The following is a 26084-nucleotide window of genomic DNA, read 5'->3' on the forward strand; positions in this document are numbered from 1 at the left end:
GCATCATGTCTGTACGCATGCCCATGAATTTCGGACGGTCAGGCGCGCAGGAAAGCGCGCTCGATCTGCTCGGCCACGAAATCCTCGCCGAGAAGGCGGCAGCCCTCGGCCGCGCCGGCCGGCGTGTCGAGGAAAGCCTTGCCAGATTGCGCGAGAGCGGCGAGGGCGAGCATCGCAACAGGCTGCTCAAGGAAGCGGCGGCGGCCGTCCACGCCTATTTCATCCAGCGCGAGCTTTGCGGTTTGCGCAAGCATGACGCCGTGATCCGCGAATACGACATCCCGCGCGCGGTGCTGGTCAGGCTCGGCGCCGGCTAGCCAGCTATTCCAGCCATTCGGTGATGAAATGGCCGTTCTCGTGTATGTCGGTGCTTTCGAGCGGGCCGGGTCCGAGATTGGTGAACTTGTGCGGCGTGTCGGGCGGCACGATCAGGATCTGGCCGGCCGTGGCCCTGATCTCCTGGTCGCCGATCGTGAACAGGCCGGTGCCGGAGCGGATGACGAAGATTTCCGCATAGGGATGCTTGTGCAGGCGTGGGCCGCCGCCGGCCGTCGGCTGATAGTTGAAGATCAGGCAGGAATTGGCGCCGAACTGGCCGCATTGCAGCTCGCCCATCCAGAGGTCGGGGGCGTCGGCCCAGCTGTAGCGTTCAATGACATGCGCCATGGCCCTACTCCTTCGCCGGTATCCAGGGATTGAACAACTTCACGCCCGTGCCTTCAAAATCCTTGGTATTGCGGGTCACGACCGTCAAGTTCTTGACGAGCGCGGTAGCGGCGATAAGGGCATCCCGTTCCGGCTTCGGATCGGGAACGTGGAGGTTCGCGCAACGCACGACAACGGCCGTGTCTATGCTCAATATCCGATCGTCAAACTGTGGAATCAGAGTCCGGTCCAGCCAATCGCGGTACATGGCGGCTTGGCGAGTATCCTTCCTCGACAAGAGCAATGTGCCGATTTCGAGCTCAAGGATCGAAATGACCGACATGAAAAAGCTGGCGACGTCGTGGGTCTCCGACCAGGCCAGAACGTTGCGATCGGCTTTGTCGCGACGACGCAGATTCGAAACGATATTGGTATCGAGAAGGAACATCAGTCGAGGTCTGGAACCTTGAAAAACGGCCCTTCCAGGCGAGGCGGTTCCCAGTCGAAATCCGCTTCGGGGCGGTCGTCCGCGATCGCGTCCGCAAGACTTCTCGGCTTCCTTTCCAGGCGGCGATATTCTTCCATCGACATCAGCACATGCGAGGGCTTGCCGCGGTCAGTGATGACGACCGGCCCGTTCCTGGCTGCTCTTTTGGCGCGCGCCGTATCCTGGTTGAATTCACGGCTCGACATGGTGGTCGTCGTCTTTGTCGGAACGCTCATTTCAGCACCTCCGTCCGGCAGATGTAGATATATTGCTACATCCGGCTTGTCCGGTCAAATTTCTCCCCGTGATGGACACCCGCGACAATCTGCCCTTGTGGTCTCACCCCGCTGGACAAAAACGGGCCGCACGCATAAACCGAACTCCAAATGCCGGAGGAATTCGCTAGCCTGTTCGCCATGCGCTGTCGGGCAGGTGCGATTGAGCGGGGACAAGGCTCGGCCTCCGGTTAGGAAGAGGCGAAAGGATCAGGCACCCGTGAGCGCAACCGACATCCGCGATCCCAACCGTCGCGATTTTCTCTACGTAGCCACCGGCATGGCCGCCGTTGTCGGCGCTGGGGCCGTCGCGTGGCCGTTCATCGACCAGATGCGCCCCGACGCCTCGACGCTGGCGCTGGCCTCGGTGGAGGTCGATGTCTCGTCGCTGCAGCCCGGCAGCTCGCTGGTCGTCAAGTGGCGCGGCAAGCCCGTGGTGGTGCGCAATCGCACCGAAAAGGAAATGAAGGACGGCGCGGCCGTCAATCTCGCCGATCTCAAGGATCCGATCGCGCGCAACGCCAACCTGCCGTCCGACGCGCCGGCGACCGACGCCAACCGCACCACGCCCGGCAAGGAAGCCTGGATGGTGATGGTGCAGGTCTGCACGCATCTCGGCTGCATCCCGCTCGGCCAGGAAGGCGATTTCGGCGGCTGGTTCTGCCCGTGCCACGGTTCGCAATACGACACCGCCGGCCGCATCCGCAAAGGCCCGGCGCCGGAGAACATGGCGATCCCGGTATTCAAGTTCATTTCCGATACCAAGATTCTTATCGGTTGAGGCAGGGGACATTTCGATGAGCGAGGGACACTCGACCTATACGCCCAAGACCGGTATCGAGCGCTGGTTCGACGCCCGCATGCCGCTGCCGCGGCTGGTCCATGACAGCTTCGTCGCCTATCCGGTGCCGCGCAACCTCAACTACATGTGGACGTTCGGCGGTATCCTGTCGATCATGCTGGCCGCGCAGATCCTGACCGGCATCGTGCTGGCGATGCACTACACCTCCGACACCAATCTCGCCTTCGATTCGGTCGAGAAGATCATGCGCGACGTGAATTCGGGATGGCTCTTGCGCTATCTCCATTCCAACGGCGCCTCGTTCTTCTTCGTCGCCGTCTACATCCATATCTTTCGCGGCCTGTTCTACGGCTCGTATAAGGCGCCGCGCGAGCTCCTGTGGATCCTCGGCTGCATCATCTACCTTCTGATGATGGCAACCGGCTTCATGGGCTACGTGCTGCCTTGGGGCCAGATGAGCTTCTGGGGCGCTACCGTCATCACCGGCTTCTTCAGCGCCATTCCGCTGGTGGGGAACTGGATCCAGGAACTGCTGCTCGGCGGCTTCGCCGTCGACAATCCGACGCTGAACCGCTTCTTTGCGCTGCATTACCTGTTGCCGTTCATGATCGCCGGCGTCGTCGTGCTGCACATCTGGGCGCTGCATGTCGTGGGCCAGTCGAACCCGACCGGTATCGAGGTCAAGTCGAAGACCGACACCGTCGCCTTCACGCCATACGCCACCATCAAGGACGCGTTCGGCATGATCGTGTTCCTGTTCGTCTTCGCCTATTTCGTCTTCTACCTGCCGAACTTCCTTGGCCACCCGGACAACTACACGGTCGCCAACCCGCTGAAGACGCCGGCCCACATCGTTCCGGAATGGTACTTCCTGCCGTTCTACGCGATCCTGCGCGCCATCACCTTCAACATCGGCCCGATCAACTCCAAGCTCGGCGGCGTGCTGTGCATGTTCGGCGCCATCGCCATGCTGTTCCTGGTGCCGTGGCTCGACACCTCCAAGGTGCGCTCGGCGGTCTATCGTCCATGGTACAAGCTGTTCTTCTGGCTGTTCGTAGCCGACGCCATCCTGCTCGGGTGGCTGGGCTCGCAGCCGGCGGAAGGCAGCTATGTGTTCATGGCGCAGATGGCGACGCTGTTCTACTTCGCCTTCTTCCTGGTCATCATGCCGGTGCTCGGCCTGATCGAGACGCCGCGCAGGCTGCCGAACTCGATCACCGAGGCCGTGCTTGAAAAGAAAAAGGGCGGCAGCGGACATCCGGCACGCGCTGCCGCCGCGCCGGAAACCACGGGCTGAGAATCTGAGGGGATTTTGGGTATGAAGAAGATTCTCACCTCGCTGGCGCTGCTTGGCCTGGTGGTCGCGGGCACCGCTGCCATCGCCGCCGAAGAGGAACACAACGCGGCCGCTCCGACGCATTTCCCGATCAACGAACCGAAGGAAATGAGCTGGAGCTTCGCCGGTCCGTTCGGCACCTATGACAAGGCGCAGCTGCAGCGCGGCCTGAAGGTCTACAAGGAAGTCTGCTCGGCCTGCCATTCGATGAACCTGGTGGCCTTCCGCACGCTGGAAGGGCTCGGCTATTCGGAGGCGCAGATCAAGACCTTGGCCGCCGAATACACCATCCATGACGGCCCGAACGATGCCGGCGACATGTTCGATCGCCCCGGCAAGCCGTCGGATCACTTCCCGGCGCCGTTCCCGAACACAGAGGCCGCCGCTGCCGCCAATGGCGGCGCCGCGCCGCCCGACATGTCGCTGCTTGCCAAGGCGCGCGGCGTCGAGCGTGGCTTCCCGCGCTTCATCTTCGACATCTTCACCCAGTATGCGCAGGGCGGTCCGGACTACATCCACTCGCTGCTCACCGGCTACGACCAGACACCGCCGGCCGGCATGGTGATCCCTGAAGGCACGCACTACAACCCGTACTTCCTGTCCGGCGTGTCGCTGAAGATGCCCAAGCCGCTCTCGGACGGCCAGGTGACTTATGACGACGGCTCGCCGCAGACCATCGACCAGTATGCGCGCGACGTCTCGGCCTTCCTGATGTTCGCGGCCGAGCCGCATCTCGAGGATCGCAAGAAGACAGGCTTCCGCGTCATGATCTTCCTGCTGGTCTTCGGCGCATTGGTCTACATGACCAAGCGCAGGGTGTGGGCCGACGTCGCGCACTGAGGCGGCTTGCTTCCAGAAAAATGCCAGGGCGCCGAATGGCGCCCTTTTCTTTTCGGCCGCTTGCCGGCAAAACTGTGCGGCAACGGATCAACCGCCCATGAAATCCTCCCTCGAAGACACGCTGCTTGCGGCCATCCGCACCATTCCGGATTACCCCAGGCCCGGCATCCTGTTTCGCGACATCACCACGCTGCTTGGCGACGCGCGCGCCTTCCGCCGCGCCATTGACGAGCTGGTCCATCCCTATGCCGGATTGAAGATCGACAAGATCGCCGGCATCGAGGCGCGGGGCTTCATCCTCGGCGGCGCCGTGGCGCACCAGCTTTCGGCCGGCTTCGTGCCGATCCGCAAGAAGGGCAAGCTGCCCTACGAGACGGTGCGCGTCGCCTACAGCCTCGAATACGGCCTGGACGAGATGGAGATGCACAAGGACGGCGTCTCGCCGGGCGAGAAGGTGATCGTGGTCGACGACCTGATCGCCACCGGCGGCACGGCGGAAGCGGCGGTGAAGCTGCTCAGGCAGATCGGCGCCGACATCGTCGCGGCATGCTTCGTCATCGACCTGCCGGACCTCGGCGGCCGCCAGAAGCTCGAAGCGCTAGGCGTGCCGGTGAGGACGCTGATCGGGTTCGAGGGGAATTGATCTTCCCCTTCTCCCCTTGTGGGAGAAGGTGGATCGGCGCGCAGCGCCGAGACGGATGAGGGGTGTTCCAGCGGAGTGAGGCGCTGGCTTTCCCTGGAGCACCCCTCATCCGTCGCCTTCGGCGACACCTTCTCCCACAAGGGTGGAGAAGGAGAGGCGCTATCCCACCTTCACCAAAACGGCGCTGTCGAACTCGATCACCTTGTCGCCGGTCGAATCGAAACCTTCCGAACGCAGCGTCAGCAGGTTCCAGCCTGGGCGTCCGGCGAGCGGGCGGTGCGTCTGCGCGGTGCGCGTGAAAGTCACGGTCTCGCCGGCGTAGACCGGCTTCAGCCACTTCAAATTTCGGAAGCCGGGCGAGGGGCCGAATTCGGGCTGCGGGCCGGGGCCGGTCCAGCGCACGCCTTCGGTCTCCATGCGCTTCTCGAGGTTGTATTTCATCCAGGTGGCGGCAGTGTGCCAGCCTGAGGCGCAGAGCCCGCCAAGCACGCTCTTCCTCGCAGCCTCTTCATCGACGTGGAAGACCTGCGGATCGTATTTGTTGGCGAACGCCTTGATCTCGTCGGCTTCGAATTTATGCGAGCCGAGCGTGACGGTCTCGCCGATCAGGAAATACTCGTCCAGGGTCATGACAGGTCCCTTGTGGTATCACGCGCTAGGAACATGCCGGTGTTTTCGAGTTCGAAGACGCTTTCGCCGCGCTGATTGACGAGCTCGCTGCGCATGGTGACCAAGCCGAGCTGCGGCCTCGATTTCGACTGGCGCTTGGAAAGTATGGTGAGCGTGCCGGTAAGCCTGTCGCCGGCCAGCACCGGCTTCTTCCATTTCACATGCTCGATGCCGGGCGAGCCCTGCGAGGTCGAATCGAGCAGGAAGGCATCGCACAGCATTCGCATGAACATCGCGCAGGTATGCCAGCCCGAAGCCGAAAGCCCGCCGAGGATGCTCGCCTTGCCGGCTTCCTCGTCGAGATGCATCGGCTGCGGATCGAACTCCGAGGCGAATTCGATGATCTCGGCGGCGCTTACGTCCTTGCTGCCGAGGTCGAGCGAGGCGCCTTCGGCGAAATCCTCGTAAGCCCAGGTTTTTCCGGTCATGTCGGCAATCCGGTTGACGAACGCGATCCCGAGGATCGGAAAACCCGGATGCCGGCCCAAGTCGATTTGGTCAAGTGATTTCTGGTAAGCCAGCCGCCGCCGGCCAAGTCCGTCAGAGCCAGCCGCGGCGGCGGAAATACCAGAAGGGCAGTATCGCCGAGACCACCATCAGGGCGATGGCGAAGGGGTAGCCGAACTCCCATTTGAGCTCGGGGATGATGTCGAAGTTCATGCCGTAGATCGAGGCGACCAGCGTCGGCGGCAGAAAGATGACGGCGGCGACCGAGAAGATCTTGATGATGGCGTTCTGCTCGATCGAGATCATGCCGAGCGTGGCATCGAGCAGGAAGGAGATCTTCTGCGACAGGAAGGTGGCATGGTCGGCAAGCGAGAGCACGTCGCGCGACAGCGTCTTGATGCGGGCGCGCACATCCTTGCTCATCTTGGTCTGGTCAGCGACATGGGCGAGAAAGCCGGCCAGGCGCTGCAACGAGATCAGGCTGTCGCGGACCGAGGAAGCGATGTCCTCCTTGCGGCCGATACCTTTCAGGAGCTCCTGGAAATCGCGGTTGCGCTTCGAGGCCTTGGTCGAGCGCGCTTCGAAAATGTCGCGCGAGATCGTTTCGACCTCGCGGCCGGCGCGCTCGAGGATGTCGGCCAGGCGATCGACGATCGCCTCGAGGAGGCCGATCAGGATGGTGTCGCCGCTGGTGCAGCCGGTCGCCACCTTCTCGGCGCGCTGCGGGAAGGTCTTGAAGGCCTTGGGCTCGTGATAGCGGATGGTGATCAGCCTCTTGCCGGCGAGCGCGAAGGTCACCGGCGACATCAAGGGATCGTCGGCCTCGGTCTGCGCCGGCAGCACGGCGGTCATGAAGTAGCCGCCGTCCTCGATATAGAGCCGGCTCGAAATCTCGATCTCTTCCATCTCCTCGCGGGTCGGGATGGCAATGCCCAGCCAGCTCTCGATGCGCGCCTCTTCCTCCTTGGTCGGGTTGAAAAGATCGGCCCAGACGACCCTGTCGCCGTCCGCCGCAAGGTCCTCCGTGAGGCGCAGGCGATCATTGTCCACGACGAAGGTTTTTATCATCGCCGGGTCTCCTGGAGATCAGGTGTTGAACTTGAACAGCATGATGTCGCCGTCCTGGACGACGTATTCCTTGCCTTCGTCGCGCGCCTTGCCGGCTTCCTTGGCGGCCGCCTCGCCGCCCAGCGTGACGAAGTCGTTGTAGGCGATCGTCTGGGCGCGGATGAAGCCGCGCTCGAAATCGGTGTGGATGACGCCGGCCGCCTGCGGCGCCTTGTCGCCCTTGTGGATCGTCCAGGCGCGCGTCTCCTTCGGCCCGACGGTGAAATAGGTGATCAGATGCAGGAGCTCGTAGCCGGCGCGGATCACCTTGTTGAGGCCCGGCTCGTCAAGGCCGATCGAGGCAAGGAACTCCATTTCCTCCTCGTCGGAAAGCTGGGCGACTTCCGCCTCGATCGCCGCCGAGATCACCACCGTGCCGGCGCCCTGCGCGGCCGCCATCTTCTCCACCGCCCTGGTGTGCCCATTGCCGGTGGCGGCGTCCGCCTCGGCGACGTTGCAGACATAGAGAACGGGATGCGAGGTGAGCAGGTTCAGCCCCTGCAGGATGCGCAGGTCCTCCGCCGCGATGCCGTTGAGCAGGAAGCGCGTCGGCTTGCCGGCCTGCAGCAGCTCGAGCGCGGCCTCCATCATGGGCAGGACGGCCATGGCTTCCTTGTCCTTGCCGGCGGCGCGCTTGCGGATCTGGGCGTTGCGGCGCTCGAGGCTTTCGAGGTCGGCGAGCATCAGCTCGGTCTCGACCGTCTCGGCGTCGGCGACAGGGTCGATGCGGCCTTCGACATGGGTGATGTCGTCATCCTCGAAGCAGCGCAGCACATGCACGATGGCGTCAACCTCGCGGATGTTGGCGAGGAACTGGTTGCCCAGCCCTTCGCCCTTGGAGGCGCCGCGCACCAGGCCGGCGATATCGACGAAGGAGATGCGGGTCGGGATGATCTCCTTCGACTTGCCGATCGCCGCGATCTTCTGCAGGCGCGGATCGGGCACCGCCACCTCGCCGGTGTTCGGCTCGATGGTGCAGAAAGGATAGTTGGCGGCCTGCGCGGCGGCCGTCCTGGTCAGCGCGTTGAACAGCGTCGACTTGCCGACGTTGGGCAAGCCAACGATGCCACATTTGAAACCCATGTTCGTCCAATCCTGTCGGAAATTCGATTTTGGTGAGGGCTATGGGCGATAGGGGTGACGAACGTCAAGCCCCACGCCTTTATCGTGACAGGGCCTAAAGCGCGTCGCGATCTTTTAGATTCGCTCCCTGCGCTTTAGGCTTTTGATTTTGCGCATGTCTTTACCCCGAAACCGGTTCCCACTTTCGGGAGACATGCTTTAGTCCTTGCCAAAGAGCTTCTTCAGCATGGCAGCCATCGGGCCGCTTTCCGGAAGCTTTGCCGCCGGCTGCTGCGGCCGCGCCTGGCGGACATGGCTTTGCTGCTTCGGCGCCTTGGGCGGCGGGCGGTCGTCGTCGCCAGTCGGCACAAGCTTGTCGCGCAAGGTGAGCGTGACGCGGTTCATGAACGAGCTGTCGTCGCCCTTGGCGAGCAAGCCGGCAGCGTCGGCGATTGCGTCCAGCAGGACATCGAGCCACTCGCGGTCGGCCTTGGCGAAATCGCCAAGCACATGGCCGTGCACCATCTCCTTGACGCCGGGATGGCCGACGCCGATGCGCACCCGGCGATAGGCGTTCCCGATATGCTGGTCGAGCGAGCGGATGCCGTTATGGCCGCCGGAGCCGCCGCCCACCTTGACCCGGAGCTTGCCGGCGGCAAGGTCGATCTCGTCGTAGAAGACGGTGAGGGCGGATGGTTCGAGCTTGTAGAAGCGGAGCGCTTCGCCGACCGACTGTCCGGAGAGGTTCATGAAGGTCTGCGGCTTGATCAGCAGGATTTTTTCGCCGCCGAGCGTGCCTTCTGAGACCAGGCCCTGGAATTTTCTCGACCAGGGCGAAAAGGAATGGCGGCGGGCAATCGCGTCCGCCGCCATGAAGCCGACATTGTGCCGGTTGTTTTCGTATTTCGCGCCCGGATTGCCGAGGCCTGCAAAGACAAGCATCGCCGCCTCCAGACTTAGAGCACGATGCCGAAAAGTGTGACGCGGCTTTCGGAAAACATCATGCTCTATTTCTTTGGTTTAGAGCCGGATGAAATCATCCGGCTCGGAGAATTACTTCTCTTCGGCCTCCGGGGCCGCCGTCTCTTCCACAGCTTCCGTGGTCGCTTCCGTCTCCGGCTTCATCGCCGACGAGCCGGCAACGGTCGCGATGGTGAAATCGCGATCGGAGATGACCGGCTTGACGCCGGCCGGCAGCTTGACCGCCGAGATGTGGATCGAATCACCGATGTCGGTGCCGGTGAGATCGACGGTGATGAACTCCGGGATCGCGTTGGCCGGGCAGTGGAACTCGACTTCGTGACGAACGATGTTGAGCACGCCGCCGCGCTTGATGCCTGGCGACTTGTCCTCATTGATGAAGTGGACAGGCACGTCGACATTGACTTCGGTGTCCTTGCCGATGCGCAGGAAGTCGACATGGACAGGAAAATCCTTGACCGGGTCGAGCTGGAAATCCTTCGGCAGGACCTGGATCTTCTTGCCGTCGACATCGATCGTGGCGATCGTGGTCAGGAACCCGCCGCCATGGATCTTGTAGAAGATGTCCTTATAGTTGAGCGCAATCGCCAGGGGAGGCTGCTTGTCGCCGTAGATAACTGCAGGCACTTTACCGTCGCGACGAACTGCACGGGCGGACCCCTTACCGACCTGTTCGCGCGCTTCGGCTTTCAGCTCATAAGCATCGTGGCTCATGGCATTTCCTTTCGCGTGTTGTGGAGCGTTCGCGGCCGGCAAACCCGTCCGTAAACGTCGAAAGCCGTCGCGGCCTTGCACGATCTGTCGATGCGTTTGGCGATCCAAAAGCGTCTTGGGGATCATGCAGGCCTGGCCGGCCTTCCTCCGCGTTGCCTCCAAGGGTGTCTACGCGGGTGGCGGCTCTATAGCGGAAGGCGGCCAAGGGTGCAAGCGGTTGGGCCGGAAGGCTTGCAGGCGGTTTTCCGGTGCCGAAAGGATAAACCGGAAATCCGATTTGCGGCAAATGTAGGAACGCGCAGTTCTCAGCCGTCCTGCGGCATGTGGCCAGGCCCATGGGGACCGATATGAGACTTCTGTTCAGCCGCAATCCCAATCCTCGCCTCGCGGTCGCGACGGCGCGCCATCTGAAGGCGGAGATCGCGTTCGAGTTCGCATCGCCCATGGCGCCGGGGCAGGCCGAACGCTATCGTGCGCTCAACCCCACTCTGACCTTGCCGATCCTGATCGGGCCGGGATGGAGCCTTTGGGAGGCCGACGCCATCGCCTGCCGGCTTTCGCGCGAGACGCATTCGGATTTCTGGCGCAGCGGGGAGGACGAGCCGGACATGATCCGCTGGATCAGCTGGGGCAAGGGACGGTTCGCTTTCGCTTGCGACATGGTGCATTTCGAGCGTGGGACCAAGCAGCGCTATGGGCTCGGTCCGATCGATCAAGCGCTGGTCGAGGAGGGATTGAGACAGTTCCACACAGCCGCCGCGATCCTCGAGCCCGAGCTTGCCGGACGCGATTGGCTGGTCGGCAATTCCGTCTCCTATGCCGATTTCCGCATGGCGACATTCCTGCCTTTCAACGATGCCGCCCGATTGCCGCTCGGCGACTACCCCTCTATTCGCCGCTGGTATGGCCGGCTCGAGGCGATCGATGCCTGGCGCGACCCGTTCCAGGGGCTGGAAGCGCCGCAGCTGCCGCCGGTCGACTGAATGGTATGCGTCGCGGCGATGGCTTATCCCAGACGCAAGCCGTGCCGCTCGGCCAGTGCCGGAATGCTGGAGAAGTCGATATCGAGTTCATAGCGGGCGACGATCTCACCGATTGCGGCCTCGTCCACGGGCTGGGCAGCCAGCAGCGGCGCCAATTCGCGAAAATAACCTTCAAATCCGGCCGGGGATATCAGCTCGAGCAGACGCGCCTCGTCGTCACCGGCGTTCCAGAACGCATGCGGCACGCCACGCGGCTTCATAACCAGGTCTCCCGGTCCGGCCACCAGGATCTGCTCACCAAGCTGCAATCCGATGCTCCCTTGGAGGATGTAGGAATATTCGTCTTCGTTGCGGTGGGTGTGCAATGGAGCGCCGAGCGCACGTGCAGGCAATCGATGTTCGATGAGGCTGAATGCCCGGTTGGTCGTATTGCCGTCGATCATGTAGCGGGCGCTAAGAGCAAAGAGATATACGAGTTGGCCCTCGTCGGGACCTAGCACGTTGCGGGCGGTTTCCATGACGCGTTTCCATTTCGGCTTACACATTGTAAGCTGATAATGTATGACTACATGGGAGCTGTCAAGTTTCATCTAACGCGATGTAAGGCGAAATTTGTGACCACGCGAAAATATGAGCAGAAGAAGCGTGCGAAGCGGGCAGCGGAGACGCGGCAATCGATTTTGGATGCGACCATCGAACTCCACCGCACTGTCGGGCCGGCAGCGACGCAAATCAGTGAAATCGCCAGCCGCGCCGGCGTGCAGCGAGTGACAGTCTACGACCACTTTCCCGACGAGCAGTCGCTGCTTGCCGCATGCTCATCCCACTGGCGGGAGCTTCATCCAGTGCCGGATCCGGCTGCCTGGCTCTCGATCGAAAGTCCGTCCAGGCGAATCCGTCGGGTTCTGTCGGATCTTTACGGCTGGTATCGCGAGACGGAACCGATGACCGCCAACGTGATGCGTGACGCAGAATTGCGACCAGCTCTCAAGCAAATCATAGAGAAAGGTCTGGGCCAGTACCTTGATGCCGTTCGCCGGGTCCTGATGGAGGCGGCACGGCCCGATAGTGAGCGGCGAATGCGCGTGGATGCCGCCGTGCAAGCTGCCATCAGTTTCCATATCTGGCGCGCGCTCAGTCCCCTGGGCGACAGCGAGGCCGCGGAACTTGCCGCCGGCCTGATCGAGTTGGCGGTGGCTCCCTGAGGGTTTCCCAGCATTGGCCGAACGTGCCGGCGCCATCCAAGGACAGTTCCCGTTGCGATCCGCTTGTCGGCAGTCGAGCCTCGCCGTCAGCCGCCGCCCGCATGGGCCTTGCCGAATTCAGCGATGCATATCCCAGGCAGCTCTCCGGCGGCATGGCGCAGCGCGTCGGCATCGCCAGGGCACTGACGGTGCAGCCAGAAATCCTGCTGCTCGACGAGCCGCTCGGGGCGCTCGACGCCATGACCAAGATCTCCATGCAGGAGGAGCTGGCGCGCATCTGGAGCGAGGAGAATGTCATCATGGTTATGGTGACCCATGACCTTGAAGAGGCGATCTATCTTGCCGACAGGGTGCTGATACTGCCCAGGGAGAAAGGCGGCGCGGCGCGACACTAAGGTGATATTCAGGTGATGCCGGCCCGACCTTGAATCTCAATTAGCCTTAGGCGGTGTCCACCGTCGGGCCGCGGCTTAAAGCATTGCGCAGCGATTGGATTTGCCGGTTCAGGGCATCGAGTTCAGCCAGCTTCATGCCTGAGCGCTCGATCAGGGTCTCGTTCAGGCAATTGCACCGGACGAGCAGCGTACGTCCGGCGGCGGTGAGATCGACCTGCACCTGGCGCTCGTCGTTCTGGCTGCGCTGGCGGGTGACAAGGCCAGCCTGTTCCATGCGTTTCACCAGCGGCGTGATGGTGCTCGATTCGAGGGCCAGCCGATGCGCGATGCTGCCCACCGACATGCCGTCCGTCTCTCCCAGCGCATTAAGCACGAGATATTGCGGATAGGTGATCCCCATCTCGTCCAGCATTGGCTTGTAGGTGCGGTTGATCGCCATGCTGGTGGCGTAGAGGGTAAAGCAGAGCTGATTGTCCAACGGGAGAGGCACGGCGCATTCCTTTGCCGACTGAGCATCCTTTATGTACCACGGGAAATGGTATCGCGATACATATTTTCGTGGACAAGGCTCCCGATCTCCATTACGAGATAGTTATCGCGATATTGTTTATCGCGCTAATATAAGGAGATTGAGATGACCTCGCAGACCAAGTCGGGTTCGGGCAGCGGCACGATCACCACGAAGGACGGAACGCAGATCTTCTACAAGGACTGGGGGACTGGCCAGCCGGTCGTCTTCCACCATGGCTGGCCGCTGAGCAGCGACGACTGGGACGCCCAGATGCTGTTCTTCCTGGCACAGGACTACCGCGTCATCGCCCATGACCGGCGCGGCCATGGCAGGTCTAGCCAGACCGATACCGGCAACGAGATGGACACCTATGCCGCGGATGTGGCTGCGCTCGCGGAGCATCTCAACCTCAAGGATGCCATCCACGTCGGTCATTCGACAGGCGGCGGCGAGGTCGCGCGCTATGTCGCGCAATATGGCGGCGGAGGCCGTGTCGCCAAGGCCGTGCTGATCGGTGCGGTGCCGCCGATCATGTTGAAGACGCCGGCCAATCCCGGCGGCCTGCCGATCGAGGTGTTCGACGGTTTCCGCGCGGCGCTGGCGGCCAACCGGGCCCAGTTCTTCCACGACGTGCCGGCCGGCCCGTTCTACGGCTTCAACCGTCCCGGCGCCCAGGCTTCCGAAGGTGTCATCGACAATTGGTGGCGCCAGGGCATGATGGGCGGCGCCAAGGCGCATTACGACTGCATCAAGGCCTTCTCCGAGACAGACTTCACCGAGGACCTGAAGAAAATCGACGTGCCGGTGCTGGTCATGCATGGCGACGACGACCAGATCGTCCCGATCGCCGACTCCGCGCTCATCTCGATCAAGCTGCTCAAGAAGGGCGAGCTCAAGGTCTACAAGGGTTTCCCGCACGGCATGGCAACGACCCATGCGGATGTCATCAACGCCGACCTGCTGGCCTTCTTCAAGGCCTGAGGCTGCCTGCCAAAACGCGAAAGCACCCGCCTCGGGCGGGTGCTGCAAGGATGACGTTCCTTTCGACGAGAAGCCAGCACCCGGCCGCCGATATCATCTCCAGACTTGGCATCGAAAAATGGTACTGTCGCCTCTGGAGAAGGGGGCAAGAAAATGAGCGCCGTCGTAGGATCGCTGCTTGATGCCGGCGGTTGCAGCATCACGCCGATCCGATGAGATATGTTTCGCTGGGAACGTATCCGATCCGGCAGCCGGTCCAGGGCGGCCAACTGCGGGCGAACGCCATCCACAAGGTCCTGCGGGATTGTGGGTGGGAAACACGCCATGTCCTCGTTACTCCCAACCGCGGCGCCAGGCGGGAAATGGAGGCCGGCGATCTTTTCATCGAGATGCCGCGCCGGTTTCGCAAGCAGATGGCCAGGCGCAAATGGCGTTCCGATGTTGCCACCGCCGAATTCGTCGCGCGGAGCAGGTCCCATCGTCTTGAAATCGCGAGGTTTCTCGACGATTTCAGGCCGGATGTCATCGCGGTGGAGCAATGCTGGCTCTGGCCGGCTTTGCGAGAGTATGTTGAAACGTGCTCGCCCGAGGCGCGTTTTTCAATCGTCTACAGCTCGCACAACGTCGAACAGCAATTGCTGGCGCAAGAGGCCGCGATAGCGGGCGCGGGAACCGACCTCTGGAGCGCTCGACGCGCGGCGGACATCGAGTCCGATCTTGCCGCAAATGCGGACCTGGTGGTCGCGGTCAGCGAGCAGGATGCAGCCTATTTTCGCACGCTCAATCCAAGCGTGGTGGTCGCCGCCAACGGCGTATGGCCGCGGGAAACGCCCGTCGGCCTCGATCGCTGGGCATCGCGGTTCGCCGGCCTGCGCACGGCACTGTTCGTCGGATCGGGCCATCCGCCCAACGCCCGCGGTTTTCTCCAGATGACGGGTCCGGACCTTGGTTTCCTCTCAGCCTCGGAGCGGATTGTGGTGGTCGGCGGCGTTGCCGATCAGATCCGCAACGGTCCCGGATTCCTGCGGCACCGTGGCGCGGACAATGCCCGGGTCGAGTTGCTTGGCACGCAGGACGGCGCGACCCTTAGCGCGCTGATCGAGCTTGCCGACGTCGTGATGCTTCCGATCGTCGAAGGCGGCGGCACGAACATCAAGACCGCGGAAGCGCTGTACAACCGCAAGCCGGTCGTGGCGACAACCTTCGCGTTGCGCGGCTACGAGCAATTCAAGCATTGGCGGAATGTCCGGCTGGCGGACAGGCCGGAAGACTTCCGGGATGTGCTTGCCCAGGCGCTCAGAAGCGAACCTGAAGCGCTGAATTCGGCGGACATCGCACAGCTCGACACGCTGCTTTGGAGTTCGACGCTCCGAAAGCTTCCCGAGCTGTTCGCAGCGCTGCCGAGGCGGCAACGCCAGCCGGCGGCGAACCCGGCCGATGGCCGGGGTCGCTTTCTTCACGCCCTTTTGCAACGCCTGGGTTTGAGGCGAAGGAGCTGATCTCGTCGCGAGGGCGACGAGGGAAGAAGCTGCTTGTTGGGCAAAGCAAGCGTCGCGCCATGGGATGCCGCCGCCGGCTCCGGAACCTTCAGGGTTCCGAACCCGGCGGCGATCTTTTGTTGATCGGCAGGTTGGCCGCTGACCCGATCGGCTCAGGCCTTCGCTTGCTTCATGTTGGGCAGGAAGACAGTCAGCAGGCCAAGCAAGGGCAGGTACGAGCAGATCTGGTAGACGAAGTCGATGCCCTTCATGTCGGCGACGACGCCGAGCACAGCGGCGGCGATGCCGCCCATGCCGAAGGCGAAGCCGAAGAAGATGCCGGCGATCATGCCGACGCGGCCCGGGACCAGCTCCTGCGCGAAGACGACGATGTTGGAGAAGGCCGACGACAGGATCAGGCCGATCAGCACGGTGAGCACCATCGTCCATTCCAGATTGGCGTAGGGCAGCGCCAGCGTGAAGGGCAGCACGCCGACGATCGAGAACCAGATCATCGCCTTCTGGCCGTAGCGGTCGCCGAAGGGGCCACCGAGCAGGATGCCCAGCGCCGAGGCGCCGAGGAAGAGGAACAGCATCACCTGGCTCATCTGCACCGAAACGCCGAATTTATGCATGGCGTAGAAGGTGTAGTAGCTGGAGAGCGAGGCGATATAGGCGTTCTTGGTCAGCACCAGCAACGTCAGCACGGCCAGCGCCCACATGACCTTCTTGCGCGCGAAGGGCGAGACATGGGCAGCCTGCTTGCGGGTGGCCAGCGAGGCGCGCAGCCGGCTGTACCAGCCGCCGACCCGCCACAAAACGACGATGCCGATCAGCGAGCCGACGGCGAACCAGGAAATGCTGGTCTGGCCGAACGGCACGACGATGAAGGCGGCGAGCAACGGGCCCATTGCCTGGCCGAAATTGCCGCCCACCTGGAACAGCGATTGCGCCAGGCCGAACCGGCCGCCCGAGGCGAAACGGGCGATACGCGAGGATTCCGGATGGAAGATCGCCGAGCCGATGCCGATCAGAGAGGCGCCGATCAGCAGCAGCCAGTAATGGCCGGCATGGGCGAGGACAACCAGGCCGACCAGCGACGAGGCCATGCCCCAAGGCAAGGAGTAGGGCATCGGCTTCTTGTCGGTGATCATGCCGATCACCGGCTGCAGCAGCGAGGCCGTCACCTGGAAGGTGAAGGTCAAAAGGCCGATCTGCCAGAAATCGAGACCGTAATTGTCCTTGAGCAGCGGATAGATCGCCGAAAGCAGCGACTGCATGATGTCGTTGACGCAGTGGCAGAAGCTCACCGCAAGAATGACGGTGAAGGCCGTCGCTTGCGCCGAGATGTTGCTTGCCGGCGCCGGTGCGGCGACGGAGGTGGCGGTCGTATCAGTCAAGGCAATGCTCCGTAGTCTTGTTGGAGCATGATCTTGTCCGAAAACCGGTTCCCACTTTTCGGGATCATGCTCTAGGCGGCGAACCGCAGCCGGCCTTATAGGCCCGTTGCCAAGCGACTTCTTTCGTGGTTTGGTCCAATAGTTTCGCAAGTGGGCCACATCGATGCCGCATGGCAAGGAGATATTCAAGGGCGACGCCGCCGAGCTCGGCCGGCTGCATGAAAGCCGCTGGCAATGGCTGGAACAGGCCGTCGGGCCGGCGGTCGCGCTGCCGACCGAATATCCGGACGGCTATCACGTGCCGCAGCACCGCCACAGCCGCAGCCAACTGCTGCACGCGCTGGTCGGCGTGGTCCTGGTGACGACCAGGCGCGGGCGCTGGATGGTGCCGCCCGACCATGCGATGTGGATACCGGCCGGCATCGAGCATTCCGTCGAGATGTTGGGCGACGTCTCGATGCGCTCGGTCTATGTGATGCCGGGCGCCATTGCCGGCCTGCCGGACAGCTTGCGCGTCGTCGGCATCACCGAGCTGATGCACAGCCTGATCGTCGAATCGGAGAAGCTGCCGCAGGGCGGCGAGCTCGAAGGGCGGGCGGCGCTCGTCATGGGACTGCTGCTGCACGAGATCCCGAACCTGCCGGAACGGCCGCTCGGCTTGCCTTTCCCGTCCGATCCGAAGCTCGCGGCGCTTTGCCGGCGCTTCGTGGCGGCCCCTTCGCCGCATGCGACGATCGACGAATGGTCGGATGCCGCGGGCATGAGCCGGCGCTCGTTCACCCGCGCCTTCCATCGCCAGACCGGGCTGTCGCTGTCGACCTGGCGCCAGCAGGCCTGCCTTTTCGCGGCGTTGCCAAGGCTCGCCGACGGCGAGCCGATCACCAGGGTGGCGCTCGATCTCGGCTATGACAGCGTGCCGGCCTTCATCACCATGTTCAAGCGCATGCTCGGCGCGTCGCCGCGCGGCTATATGCGCGGGGCGCGCGATGCCGGTGAAAACCCGCGCCGCACGGGCGGTCCGATCGCCGCGTGAAACAGCGTCGTCAGCATTGAGTTGATGCGTCGGTTCTCAGTCTGGTGCCGTTTGCCGAATACTGGTTGCAAATTGCAATTGGTTATGTTTCCCTTTGTAAGGAGACAAAATCGGAGGAACGCTGGTGGCGACGATCGTCTATGCCATGCTGACGTCGCTGGACGGCTACATAGCCGGGCCGAGCGGAGACACCGACCTGCCGGTTCCCGAGGAAGACTTGCATCGGCATTTCAACGACGAGATGAGGCGGACGTCGATCGCGCTGTGCGGGCGCAGGATGTATGAAACCATGCGTTTCTGGGACAGCCCGGAACGCGATATCGCGGCTGAGGACGTCGAGCGGGATTTTGCCCGCGCGTGGCGGGAGACGCCGAAGGTCGTGTTTTCGACCACGCTTCAGGAGGTCGGGCCGAATGCCCGCCTGGTGAAGGCCGATGCGGAGGCGGTGGCAAGGACCCTCAAGGCGGATACAGATGGCGAGATCTCGGTCTCCGGCGCCGACCTTGCCGGGCACCTTGCGCGTGCCGGCCTGATCGACGAATACCGGCTTTACATGCATCCGGTCGTGCTAGGCGGCGGCAAGCCCTATTTCCGGTCCGGCCTGTCGCTGGCGTTGAGGCCGCTCGGTACGGAGCGCCTCGCGCAAGGGGTCACGCTGCTGCGCTATGCGCCCGCGGCGATTGGCCACAACTAGTCGAAACAGGCTCGACGGTTCTGCATTGGGTACCTCAAAAACAGAAACAATTTTTCGCTGAGGTGCCGCGACGGCTATCGGTGCAAGGTATCCTCAATTGATATTCAGCCAATCATGAGGAACGCGATGCGTGCTACAAAGCCGGTCGAAATATGTGAGGAAATCCTTCGCGCAGGATTGAAATATAATACAGAGCGCCAAATTTTGCCCAGTGAAAATGCGGTTGCGGGGCGTCTTCTTTCGCGGCGGGAGGAACTGATCGATGCCTACGATGAGTTATATGATAAACTGCACAATCGATCTCATGCACTAGATTCGTTCTTTGGCGCGCTTTTGAGTGCGGCTGCTTTTTGGAGCCCAGAAAAACTAGTTGCAACACGGAAAAAGAAGGGGCGACTTGAGGCAATAAACCGAGAAATTGCAATCAAGGCCACAGATTTGGCCAACCTCCTTGATGAGAGAAGCACGCTTCACAATCACTCTCAATTTTATACCGATACGCATTACGATGTGTGTGGCGTGATAGAGGCTGCGGCAAGGGAAAATCACCTCTTTCAATCTTGGGTGCGCGCAGAGTTTGCTAATTTAAGCGGCCGATTCGACCTGAAATACTGGCCAACTCTTGGGGATTTTGCACGAGAGCTGGCAGTTGATGCGGAGAATGCGAGCGCCCTAGCTACCGATCCCCTGACAGAAGCCGGAACTAAAGCCTCTCGCCCTTCGCTCTCTGATTTCTTCAAAGCATTTTTCGCCGCGATCCAAGAGAATAGTCGTCAGAACCACGGCGCGATACCGAACAACCTAAAGCTAACCGATGGCACCTACGCTTCGCTGGCGAATTGCGCTTTGGGCCTTTCTCCAGAGAAGCTTGTTGATTCGACATACGTCAAGCGGCTGCGTCAACGTCAACGAGACACAGATGGAAAGAGCTAGCTGGTTGGCGAGCCTGCTGATCGCCTTGATAAGCGCAGGAGCCTTCGGTCGACGTCCGCTCGGGCCGCCTTCGCCTAATCGAAAAGGCTCGATACCGATTCCTCGGTCGCGGTGCGCGAGATCGCTTCGCCCAACAGGTCGGCGATCGAAATGACACGGATGTTCGGGGCGTCGAGCACGCCCTGCGTCGGCTGAATGGAATCGGTGATCACCAGTTCCTGCAGCTTCGAGCCGGCGATACGGGCAACGGCGCCGCCGGAGAGCACGCCATGGGTGATGTAGGCGGTGACGGAGGTCGCGCCATTGGCCAGCAGCGCGTCGGCCGCGTTGCAAAGCGTGCCGCCGGAATCGACGATGTCGTCGATCAGGAGGCAGTCCTTGCCGGCGACGGCGCCGATGATGTTCATGACTTCCGATTCGCCGGGACGCTCGCGGCGCTTGTCGACGATGGCGAGTTGCGCGTCGAAGCGCTTGGCCAGCGCGCGCGCCCGCACCACGCCGCCAATGTCGGGCGACACGACGACGACATTGCCGAGCTGCTTGTACTTGGCCTTCACATCGCGGGCCATCACCGGCACCGAGAACAGATTGTCGGTCGGGATGTCGAAGAAACCCTGGATCTGGCCGGCATGGAGATCAAGCGTCAGCACGCGGTCGGCGCCGGCGCGGGTGATCATGTTGGCGACCAGCTTGGCCGAGATCGGCGTGCGGCCCGAGGCGCGGCGGTCCTGCCTTGCATAGCCGAAATAGGGGATGACCGCCGTGATGCGCCGCGCCGAGGAGCGCATGAAGGCATCCATCATGATGAGCAGTTCCATCAGATGGTCGTTGGTCGGATAAGAGGTCGACTGCAGGATGAAAACATCCTCGCCGCGCACGTTTTCCTGGATCTCGACGAAGATCTCCTGGTCAGCGAAGCGCCTGACGCTGGCCTTGCCCAGCGGGACGTTGAGATAGCGAGCGACCGCCTCGGCCAGCACCCGATTGGAATTGCCCGCGAAAAGCTTCATGCACCGTTCCTGGTGAAGGATGGAGAGGCCGGAGAGACTCTCATGCGCCTTTTAAGCGGGCTTTTAGCGGGCCGGGCCGGTATTGCAAGCCTCGTCGTCGGGAATCCTTCCGGTGGCCGCAACAAACACGGAAAACATCGCAAGCCGGCAACAGTTTGGCCGGCAACAGTTCGGCCCGCGCCGGTCCGGTCAACCGGCGCCGCCGCTGCCGAGCCAGGCGGCGAACTGGTCGATCGTCTGGTCGGCAATGGCCTGCATGGTCGCGGGCGCTACCGCGGGCCAGCCTTCGCCGCTGCCGGCCGCGGGCGCCTTCTGCTGGCCATTGATGCGGTGCAGGCGATTGCCGGAGGGGTCGTAGATGTCCCAGACATAGATGACGGTCGTGTCCTTGCCCTCGGACATCGTCGAAAAATAGCCCTTCAGCACATGCGTGGCCGTCTGGTCGGTGCTGCCGACAAGCGTCAGACCGCGTTGCCGGGCACGGGCCTGCAGTTCCGCCGTCAAGGGCGCCGCAGCCTCCACGGACGCGCCGACGATCGGCGCCACCTGCAGCCGCGTCTTGGCGACAGCCGCGGTCTGGGCCGGTGTCCTGGATGTCGCGGGCGACGCTGTGGCGGAAGGCGCGGGCGAAGGAGCGGGCGCGGTCGTGGTCGGCGTTGTGGCCGTCGTCGATGTGCCCTGCGAAGAGGTCGAAGACTGGGCCGAGCCCGCCGGCGGGGTGATCGCCGAAGGCTCCAGGACGTCCTTGGCATTGGTGCAGGCGCCAAGCGCCAGCGCCGCAAGCAATGACACGGTCGTCACCTGCGATCGTCTCATTTGCCTGAAAACTCCCCTGCTGGCGAACGCCCCCGCGTGAACGAACGATTATGGATTCACTGCACGATCAAGTCGAGATCATGGCGCGACAGCGGCTTCGGCGCCGATTCCGTGGTGAGGTAGGTGCGGCCAAGCGTCATCGCGGTCTCGGTCTCGGAGTCCATGATGATCATATGCGCGAACAGCGTCATGTTGGGCGCGATCGGTTCCATGTTGCCCTGGTAGAACATCGGCATGTCCATCCAGGACGGCGTGAAGCGCGCGCCGACCGAATAGCCGCAGGCGTTCAGCCGGTGCTTGGTCAGATTGTGCGCTTCGAGCGTGCGGGCATGCGCGTCGAAGACGTCGCCGAAAGTGTTGCCCGGCGTCATTGCCTTTTCGACCGCGAGCAGGGCGGCGCGGGATGCGTCGAACAATTCCTGATGACGTTTCGACGCCTTGCCGGTCAAAACGGTGCGCATCATGGGGGCATGATAGTGGTGGAAGACGCCGGCCCATTCGAGCGTCAGCTGGTCGTTCTTGGTGAGCTTGCGGCGGCCGGCCTTATAGCGGCAAAGCAAGGCATCGGCCCCGGAGCCAATGATATACTCATTGGCGGGATAGTCGCCGCCGCCGGCAAAGACCGCGCCCTGCATGGCGGCAAGGATCAGCCCTTCGTCGCCGCCTTGCTTGATCAGGGGCAGGGCGGCATCCAGCGCGTCGTCGGAAAGATTGGCGGCCTTTTCCGCCTTGGCGATCTCGGCCGGGCTCTTGAACAGGCGTAGCCGGCCGACGATGCCGGAAGCATCGGCGATCTGGCCGAAGGTCTGCAACTGCTCGTCCAGGCGGCGACCATTGTAGGCGGTCAAGCCATGGGTGTCGTATTCGACGCCGATGCGGGCGCCGAGCAGATCGAGGTCGTTAAGCAGGTTGCGCAGGTCGATCGCCGGATTGGCCCCCTGACGATCGGTCCACAGCACGATGTTGTCGATGGTCGAGGTGTGGCGCGCCTGCCTCAGATCGGCCGAACGGGTGAGCAGCACCATCGAGCCGTCGGCCTTCACCACCAGGCACTGGAAGAAGCAGAAGCCGAACGTGTCGTAGCCGGTCAGCCAATACATGCTCTCCTGCGCGAACAGGAGCACGGCGTCGAGCTTCTTCTCGGCCATCTCGATCAGCAGCCGGTCGCGCCGCGCGTCGAATTCCGAACGTTCGAAATGCAGCGCCATTATTCTTTCTCCAGAACGATTGCCGAAACCTGGCGCCCGTAATCCGCTTCCTTGCGGTGTGTGGTGCGCCGGTAGGAATAGAACAGGTCTTCTTCCGCATAGGTGCAGCGGCCAAGCCCCTCGGCGGTCACGCCGGCCTTGCGCAGCCGGTCGACCGTATATCGGTTGAGATCGAACATCGAGTGGCCGGCGGTCCTCGATGGCCTGAAATAGCGATGATTGCCGGCGTCGGCCTCGACGAAGCGGGCGACGAATTCCGGCCCGACCTCGTAATTGTCGGGGCCGATGGAAGGACCGAGCACGGCGACGATGCGCTCGCGGCTGGCGCCGAGGCTCTCCATCGCGGCGACGGTATTTTCCAGCACGCCGGTGAAGGCACCCTTCCAGCCCGCATGGGCGGCACCGATGACGCGCGCCTCGGCGTCGGCGAACAGCACCGGCCCGCAATCGGCGGTCGAGGCGCCGATGGCGATGCCCGGACGGTCGGTGACGATGGCGTCGGCTTTCGGGCGAGGGCCGGCGAAGGGTTGCCTGGCGACGACGACATCCGACGAATGGATCTGGTGCGCCGTCAACAGATGATCCGCCGGCACGCCCATCCAGGCGGCAACGCGCCGCCGGTTCTCGGCGACCAGCGTTTGGTCGTCGCTGGAACCGGTACCAATGTTGAGCCCCCGATAGATGCCGTCGGAGACGCCGCCGATGCGCGTGAAATAGCCGTGGCGCATGCCTTGCGCCTTTTCAAGCAGCGGCGAGCGCACTGGATCGGGTCTGGTCTGATTCAGCATGGTTGGGTTTGTCGTCCGTGTGGGGCCGTCTCGTCAAGGCGAAGTTCGGACGACGACGGGACCATGCGGCATGACCCACCCGTCGACCTCAGCCTGTTCTCGCGGCCGGCAGGATCTTCATCACCTTGAACAGCTCGCCCATCGCGTCGCGGCCGGCCAGGCGTTCGACCGCGTCCGAAATGGCTTGACGTGTCTTGGCATCGGCATCGGCGCCGAGCGTGCCGGCACGTTCGAGCAGCCCCATGCCGAGCAGGAATTCGCCCTGGGTCGACAATTGCACATCGAGACCGTGAGCGCGCGCCATATCGGCAAGGGGCGTGAAATCGACATGGGCGGTGAGATCGGCTTCACCTGGATTGGCCAGCACGTCTTCGCGCCGATGCCGGCGCAGCGCCTGGAAGGTGTCGCCGATCCCGGGCCGGAGGTGGCCGTAGTCGATGAAGAGGCCGGCGCCGCCCCGACCGGCGATGCGTTCGGCGATCACCGCCATCAGCGCCGAACGGGCAGGCGCCACTTCGACGACGGCGCCTTGCGGCGCATCGGCCGCGGCGGCCGGCAGCAGTGCCGGATCGACAGACCCCGCGCCGGCGAAGAAGCGCAGTTCATCGGCGCCATCGAGGCCGACCACGCGCTCGCGCCAGCTTTCGCCGACAAGGACGAACTGCCGGATCGGCACCGCGTCGAACAGCTCATTGCCGACGATAAAGAGCGGCTGCCCCGGCAGCGTGTCGATGGTCTGGTGCCAGGCAAGCGGCGCGCTCTCGCCGGCAAGCGTCTGCTTCTGGATCTCAGCCAGCCGCGGGCTGGTCTCGATCATGGCAAAGGAGGCGCCGGCCACGAGCGCCGGGTCGAGCCGCGACCAGGTGCGCAGCATGTCCTTCATCAAGGTTCCGCGGCCGGGCCCGATTTCGGCGAAGGTCGCGGGCAACGGCCGGCCGGCACCTTGCCAGGCCTGGTAGAGCCAGACGGCGACAAGCTCGCCGAACATCTGGCTGATCTCGGGCGCGGTGATGAAGTCGCCAGCGGCGCCGAAGGGCTCGTGCGTCGTGTAATAGCCCTCGTCGGGATCGAACAGGCAGAGCGCTATGTATTCGCTGACCGGGATCGGCCCCGCCGCGCCGATCAGGCCTATGATGCGCTCCTTCAGCCGGGTCATGCCGCCCGCGGCTCGGCCGCCAGCCTTGCGGTGACCATGGCCCAGATGCCGGCGAGCACCATCGGCGTAGACAGGATCATGCCCATGGTCAGCCAGCCGGTGCCGAGCAGGTAGCCGAGCTGCTGGTCGGGCTCGCGGAAGAACTCGACGAAGATGCGCGACAGGCCGTAGCCGCAGATGAAGGCGCCGCCGACGAAGCGCGGCGTCTTCAGCTTCAGGCGCGAATGGGTGAGGAAGCGCAGCACCAGGAACAGCACGAGCCCTTCGAGCAGCGCCTCGTAGAGCTGGCTGGGGTGGCGAGTGAACGGGCCGCCATTGGGGAATTCGATCGCCCAGGGCACGTCCGACGGCCGGCCCCAAAGCTCCGAATTGATGAAGTTGGCGACACGGACCAGGCCCAGCCCGACCGGCACGCCGGCCGACACCACATCGAACATTGTCCAGGTGGGAATGCGGCGCTTGAGCGAAAACAGCGTCATGGCGAGGATGACGCCAAGCAGGCCACCATGGAAGGACATGCCGCCCTGCCAGACCGCTAAGATGTCGAGCGGATGCGCGATGTAGCGCGGCAGGTCGTAGAAGAGCACGTAGCCGGTGCGCCCGCCAAGCACGACGCCGATCGCCGCCCAGACGATGAAGTCGTCGAGGTCCTCGGGCTTCATCGGCAGATTGCCGTCGGGCCACAGGCGCGGGTTGGTGACCAGGCGCTTGGCGTACCACCAGGCAAAGAGGATGCCGACGATATAGCCGACGCCGTACCAATGCACTGCCAGCGGCCCGATATGGACGATGACCGGATCGATGTTGGGGAAAGGCAGGGAGGCCAGCGGCAACAGGAAATATTCGCTCAAAACGGGTCCCCGATGACGGTCACGATTGGGCGCGGACCATGCGGCAGGGTTTTGGCGGGGTCAAGGCAACGTCAATGTCGCAGCCGACCGTCACGTCTCAGGGAACAAGGATCCGCTCATAGTCCGTCGCGCCGTGAAGGATATGCAGCACTTCGACGGCATCCATATGGATGCGGAAGAAAATCAGGTAATTGCCGTACACCCGACGGCGGATACCGGAGGACTGATAGCGTGGGACCAGCTGACAACGTTCCGGCATTGTGCATAACTCAATGCAGGCATTGCGCAATTCGCGAACGAAGGTCATCGCCCGGAATGGGTTGTCGCTGGCGATGTGATCGCCGATAGCCTCAAGGTCACCCTCGGCCTGGTCGGTAAATACCAGCAGTTTCACCTACGCTTCTCGGCCATCGCCTTATATTTGCTCTCCAGGCGATCGAACACGTCCGCGCCAGGTTTCACGCGTCCTGCGTCTGCGTCAGCGATGCCTCGCGCGAGGGCTGCATCGAGCGTGGCGAGTCGTTTCTCCCTTTCTTCAACGAGGCGGACACCCTCGCGCAACACCTCGCTTTTCGAATTGTAGCGACCGGTTTTGACGAGCCGGTTCACGACGTCTTCCAGGCGGTCACCGAGA

At 63.0% G+C, this 26084-nt stretch carries 32 protein-coding genes and 1 pseudogene; 13 read left to right on the forward strand and 20 right to left on the reverse strand.

Going from position 1 to position 26084, the window contains the following annotated elements:
- The first annotated feature begins 5 nt into the window (after nt 1–5).
- Complete coding sequence (locus FJW05_RS21240) at nt 6–317, forward strand: DUF6665 family protein (RefSeq protein WP_140635437.1); 312 nt, start codon at nt 6–8, stop codon at nt 315–317.
- A 4-nt stretch (nt 318–321) separates the two neighbouring features.
- Here the strand turns inward: FJW05_RS21240 and FJW05_RS21245 are convergent, their stop codons facing one another.
- Genes FJW05_RS21245 through FJW05_RS21255 form a run of 3 tightly spaced genes read right to left on the reverse strand, consistent with a single transcriptional unit; the run spans nt 322 to nt 1368 of the window.
- Nucleotides 322–666, reverse strand: a complete 345-nt coding sequence (locus tag FJW05_RS21245; protein ID WP_140635439.1) for a cupin domain-containing protein — start codon at nt 664–666, stop codon at nt 322–324.
- Between the two features lie 4 nt (nt 667–670).
- A complete protein-coding gene (locus FJW05_RS21250; RefSeq protein WP_140635441.1) occupies nt 671–1093 on the reverse strand; it encodes a type II toxin-antitoxin system VapC family toxin in 423 nt (140 codons plus the stop codon).
- Nucleotides 1093–1368, reverse strand: coding sequence for a type II toxin-antitoxin system Phd/YefM family antitoxin (locus tag FJW05_RS21255; RefSeq protein WP_140635443.1), 276 nt, complete (start codon nt 1366–1368; stop codon nt 1093–1095). The genes FJW05_RS21250 and FJW05_RS21255 overlap by 1 nt, the downstream gene beginning before the upstream one ends.
- A 259-nt stretch (nt 1369–1627) precedes the next feature.
- Between FJW05_RS21255 and petA the strand changes: the two genes are divergently transcribed.
- From petA to FJW05_RS21275, 4 genes are all read left to right on the forward strand, one after another.
- Nucleotides 1628–2188 (forward strand): ubiquinol-cytochrome c reductase iron-sulfur subunit, encoded by a 561-nt coding sequence (gene petA / locus FJW05_RS21260; RefSeq protein ID WP_140635445.1) that lies wholly within the window; start codon nt 1628–1630, stop codon nt 2186–2188.
- A gap of 16 nt (nt 2189–2204) precedes the next feature.
- Nucleotides 2205–3506, forward strand: coding sequence for a cytochrome b N-terminal domain-containing protein (locus tag FJW05_RS21265; protein ID WP_140543252.1), 1302 nt, complete (start codon nt 2205–2207; stop codon nt 3504–3506).
- 21 nt (nt 3507–3527) lie between these two features.
- Nucleotides 3528–4385, forward strand: coding sequence for a cytochrome c1 (locus tag FJW05_RS21270; protein WP_140635447.1), 858 nt, complete (start codon nt 3528–3530; stop codon nt 4383–4385).
- A gap of 97 nt (nt 4386–4482) precedes the next feature.
- Nucleotides 4483–5028: an adenine phosphoribosyltransferase gene (locus tag FJW05_RS21275; protein ID WP_140635449.1), complete on the forward strand. Its 546-nt coding sequence runs from the start codon at nt 4483–4485 to the stop codon at nt 5026–5028.
- Nucleotides 5029–5187: 159 nt separating this feature from the next.
- Here FJW05_RS21275 and FJW05_RS21280 read toward each other — a convergent pair whose 3' ends face one another.
- From FJW05_RS21280 to FJW05_RS21305, 6 genes are all read right to left on the reverse strand, one after another.
- Complete coding sequence (locus FJW05_RS21280; protein WP_140635451.1) at nt 5188–5658, reverse strand: MaoC family dehydratase; 471 nt, start codon at nt 5656–5658, stop codon at nt 5188–5190.
- The gene (locus FJW05_RS21285; protein WP_140635452.1) at nt 5655–6125 is read right to left on the reverse strand and encodes a MaoC family dehydratase; all 471 of its coding nucleotides are present in this window, start codon (nt 6123–6125) and stop codon (nt 5655–5657) included. The genes FJW05_RS21280 and FJW05_RS21285 overlap by 4 nt, the downstream gene beginning before the upstream one ends.
- A 112-nt stretch (nt 6126–6237) precedes the next feature.
- A complete protein-coding gene (gene corA, locus FJW05_RS21290) occupies nt 6238–7212 on the reverse strand; it encodes a magnesium/cobalt transporter CorA (protein ID WP_140543249.1) in 975 nt (324 codons plus the stop codon).
- An 18-nt stretch (nt 7213–7230) separates the two neighbouring features.
- Nucleotides 7231–8334: a redox-regulated ATPase YchF gene (gene ychF, locus FJW05_RS21295; protein WP_140635454.1), complete on the reverse strand. Its 1104-nt coding sequence runs from the start codon at nt 8332–8334 to the stop codon at nt 7231–7233.
- 198 nt (nt 8335–8532) lie between these two features.
- The gene (gene pth, locus FJW05_RS21300; RefSeq protein WP_140543247.1) at nt 8533–9255 is read right to left on the reverse strand and encodes an aminoacyl-tRNA hydrolase; all 723 of its coding nucleotides are present in this window, start codon (nt 9253–9255) and stop codon (nt 8533–8535) included.
- A 111-nt stretch (nt 9256–9366) separates the two neighbouring features.
- Nucleotides 9367–10008 carry a 50S ribosomal protein L25/general stress protein Ctc gene (locus tag FJW05_RS21305; protein WP_095766518.1) on the reverse strand — a complete coding sequence of 214 codons (642 nt, stop codon included), beginning with the start codon at nt 10006–10008 and terminating at the stop codon, nt 9367–9369.
- 347 nt (nt 10009–10355) lie between these two features.
- Here FJW05_RS21305 and FJW05_RS21310 point away from each other — a divergent pair, with 347 nt between their 5' ends.
- On the forward strand, nt 10356–10991 hold the full coding sequence (locus FJW05_RS21310) for a glutathione S-transferase family protein (protein WP_140635456.1): 636 nt from the start codon (nt 10356–10358) through the stop codon (nt 10989–10991).
- Between the two features lie 23 nt (nt 10992–11014).
- Here FJW05_RS21310 and FJW05_RS21315 read toward each other — a convergent pair whose 3' ends face one another.
- Nucleotides 11015–11509: a cupin domain-containing protein gene (locus tag FJW05_RS21315; RefSeq protein WP_210239107.1), complete on the reverse strand. Its 495-nt coding sequence runs from the start codon at nt 11507–11509 to the stop codon at nt 11015–11017.
- 39 nt (nt 11510–11548) lie between these two features.
- Here FJW05_RS21315 and FJW05_RS21320 point away from each other — a divergent pair, with 39 nt between their 5' ends.
- The gene (locus FJW05_RS21320) at nt 11549–12196 is read left to right on the forward strand and encodes a TetR/AcrR family transcriptional regulator (RefSeq protein ID WP_140635458.1); all 648 of its coding nucleotides are present in this window, start codon (nt 11549–11551) and stop codon (nt 12194–12196) included.
- A 101-nt stretch (nt 12197–12297) separates the two neighbouring features.
- Nucleotides 12298–12576 (forward strand): annotated as a pseudogene (locus FJW05_RS21325) (ATP-binding cassette domain-containing protein); the annotation flags it as partial.
- A 61-nt stretch (nt 12577–12637) separates the two neighbouring features.
- Here FJW05_RS21325 and FJW05_RS21330 read toward each other — a convergent pair.
- A complete protein-coding gene (locus FJW05_RS21330) occupies nt 12638–13081 on the reverse strand; it encodes a MarR family transcriptional regulator (protein WP_140635460.1) in 444 nt (147 codons plus the stop codon).
- A gap of 144 nt (nt 13082–13225) precedes the next feature.
- Here FJW05_RS21330 and FJW05_RS21335 point away from each other — a divergent pair, with 144 nt between their 5' ends.
- Together FJW05_RS21335 and FJW05_RS21340 are read left to right on the forward strand one after the other, a co-directional pair.
- Nucleotides 13226–14083 (forward strand): alpha/beta hydrolase, encoded by an 858-nt coding sequence (locus FJW05_RS21335; RefSeq protein WP_140635461.1) that lies wholly within the window; start codon nt 13226–13228, stop codon nt 14081–14083.
- Nucleotides 14084–14274: 191 nt separating this feature from the next.
- Nucleotides 14275–15582, forward strand: a complete 1308-nt coding sequence (locus tag FJW05_RS21340; protein ID WP_140635463.1) for a glycosyltransferase — start codon at nt 14275–14277, stop codon at nt 15580–15582.
- Nucleotides 15583–15734: 152 nt separating this feature from the next.
- Here the strand turns inward: FJW05_RS21340 and FJW05_RS21345 are convergent, their stop codons facing one another.
- On the reverse strand, nt 15735–16961 hold the full coding sequence (locus FJW05_RS21345; protein WP_181165030.1) for an MFS transporter: 1227 nt from the start codon (nt 16959–16961) through the stop codon (nt 15735–15737).
- Between the two features lie 163 nt (nt 16962–17124).
- Here FJW05_RS21345 and FJW05_RS21350 point away from each other — a divergent pair, with 163 nt between their 5' ends.
- From FJW05_RS21350 to FJW05_RS21360, 3 genes are all read left to right on the forward strand, one after another.
- Nucleotides 17125–17994, forward strand: coding sequence for a helix-turn-helix transcriptional regulator (locus FJW05_RS21350; protein ID WP_140635465.1), 870 nt, complete (start codon nt 17125–17127; stop codon nt 17992–17994).
- Between the two features lie 124 nt (nt 17995–18118).
- Entirely contained in the window at nt 18119–18688 is a 570-nt protein-coding gene (locus FJW05_RS21355) for a dihydrofolate reductase family protein (protein ID WP_140635467.1), read from the forward strand.
- A 126-nt stretch (nt 18689–18814) separates the two neighbouring features.
- Entirely contained in the window at nt 18815–19621 is an 807-nt protein-coding gene (locus tag FJW05_RS21360; RefSeq protein ID WP_140635469.1) for a hypothetical protein, read from the forward strand.
- Between the two features lie 74 nt (nt 19622–19695).
- On the opposite strand, the gene FJW05_RS21365 is transcribed toward FJW05_RS21360, so the two are convergent.
- From FJW05_RS21365 to FJW05_RS21400, 8 genes are all read right to left on the reverse strand, one after another.
- Entirely contained in the window at nt 19696–20631 is a 936-nt protein-coding gene (locus tag FJW05_RS21365) for a ribose-phosphate pyrophosphokinase (protein WP_095766529.1), read from the reverse strand.
- Between the two features lie 189 nt (nt 20632–20820).
- Nucleotides 20821–21447, reverse strand: coding sequence for a hypothetical protein (locus FJW05_RS21370; protein ID WP_140635471.1), 627 nt, complete (start codon nt 21445–21447; stop codon nt 20821–20823).
- Nucleotides 21448–21503: 56 nt separating this feature from the next.
- Nucleotides 21504–22655 (reverse strand): Xaa-Pro peptidase family protein, encoded by a 1152-nt coding sequence (locus FJW05_RS21375; protein ID WP_140543236.1) that lies wholly within the window; start codon nt 22653–22655, stop codon nt 21504–21506.
- Nucleotides 22655–23443, reverse strand: coding sequence for a peptidoglycan editing factor PgeF (pgeF, locus tag FJW05_RS21380; RefSeq protein ID WP_140635473.1), 789 nt, complete (start codon nt 23441–23443; stop codon nt 22655–22657). The genes FJW05_RS21375 and pgeF overlap by 1 nt, the downstream gene beginning before the upstream one ends.
- A gap of 88 nt (nt 23444–23531) precedes the next feature.
- Nucleotides 23532–24599: a class I SAM-dependent methyltransferase gene (locus FJW05_RS21385; RefSeq protein WP_140635475.1), complete on the reverse strand. Its 1068-nt coding sequence runs from the start codon at nt 24597–24599 to the stop codon at nt 23532–23534.
- Nucleotides 24596–25450 carry a prolipoprotein diacylglyceryl transferase gene (lgt, locus tag FJW05_RS21390; protein WP_140635477.1) on the reverse strand — a complete coding sequence of 285 codons (855 nt, stop codon included), beginning with the start codon at nt 25448–25450 and terminating at the stop codon, nt 24596–24598. Before lgt ends, FJW05_RS21385 begins: the two co-directional genes overlap by 4 nt.
- 97 nt (nt 25451–25547) lie before the next feature.
- Entirely contained in the window at nt 25548–25844 is a 297-nt protein-coding gene (locus FJW05_RS21395; protein ID WP_140635479.1) for a type II toxin-antitoxin system RelE/ParE family toxin, read from the reverse strand.
- Nucleotides 25841–26084, reverse strand: a 244-nt coding sequence (locus FJW05_RS21400) for a type II toxin-antitoxin system ParD family antitoxin (RefSeq protein WP_246673580.1), incomplete at its 5' end; no start/stop codon positions are given. The genes FJW05_RS21395 and FJW05_RS21400, both read right to left, overlap by 4 nt.

The sequence above is a fragment of the Mesorhizobium sp. B2-9-1 genome, from assembly GCF_006439455.1.
In the GTDB taxonomy this organism is placed as follows: domain Bacteria; phylum Pseudomonadota; class Alphaproteobacteria; order Rhizobiales; family Rhizobiaceae; genus Mesorhizobium.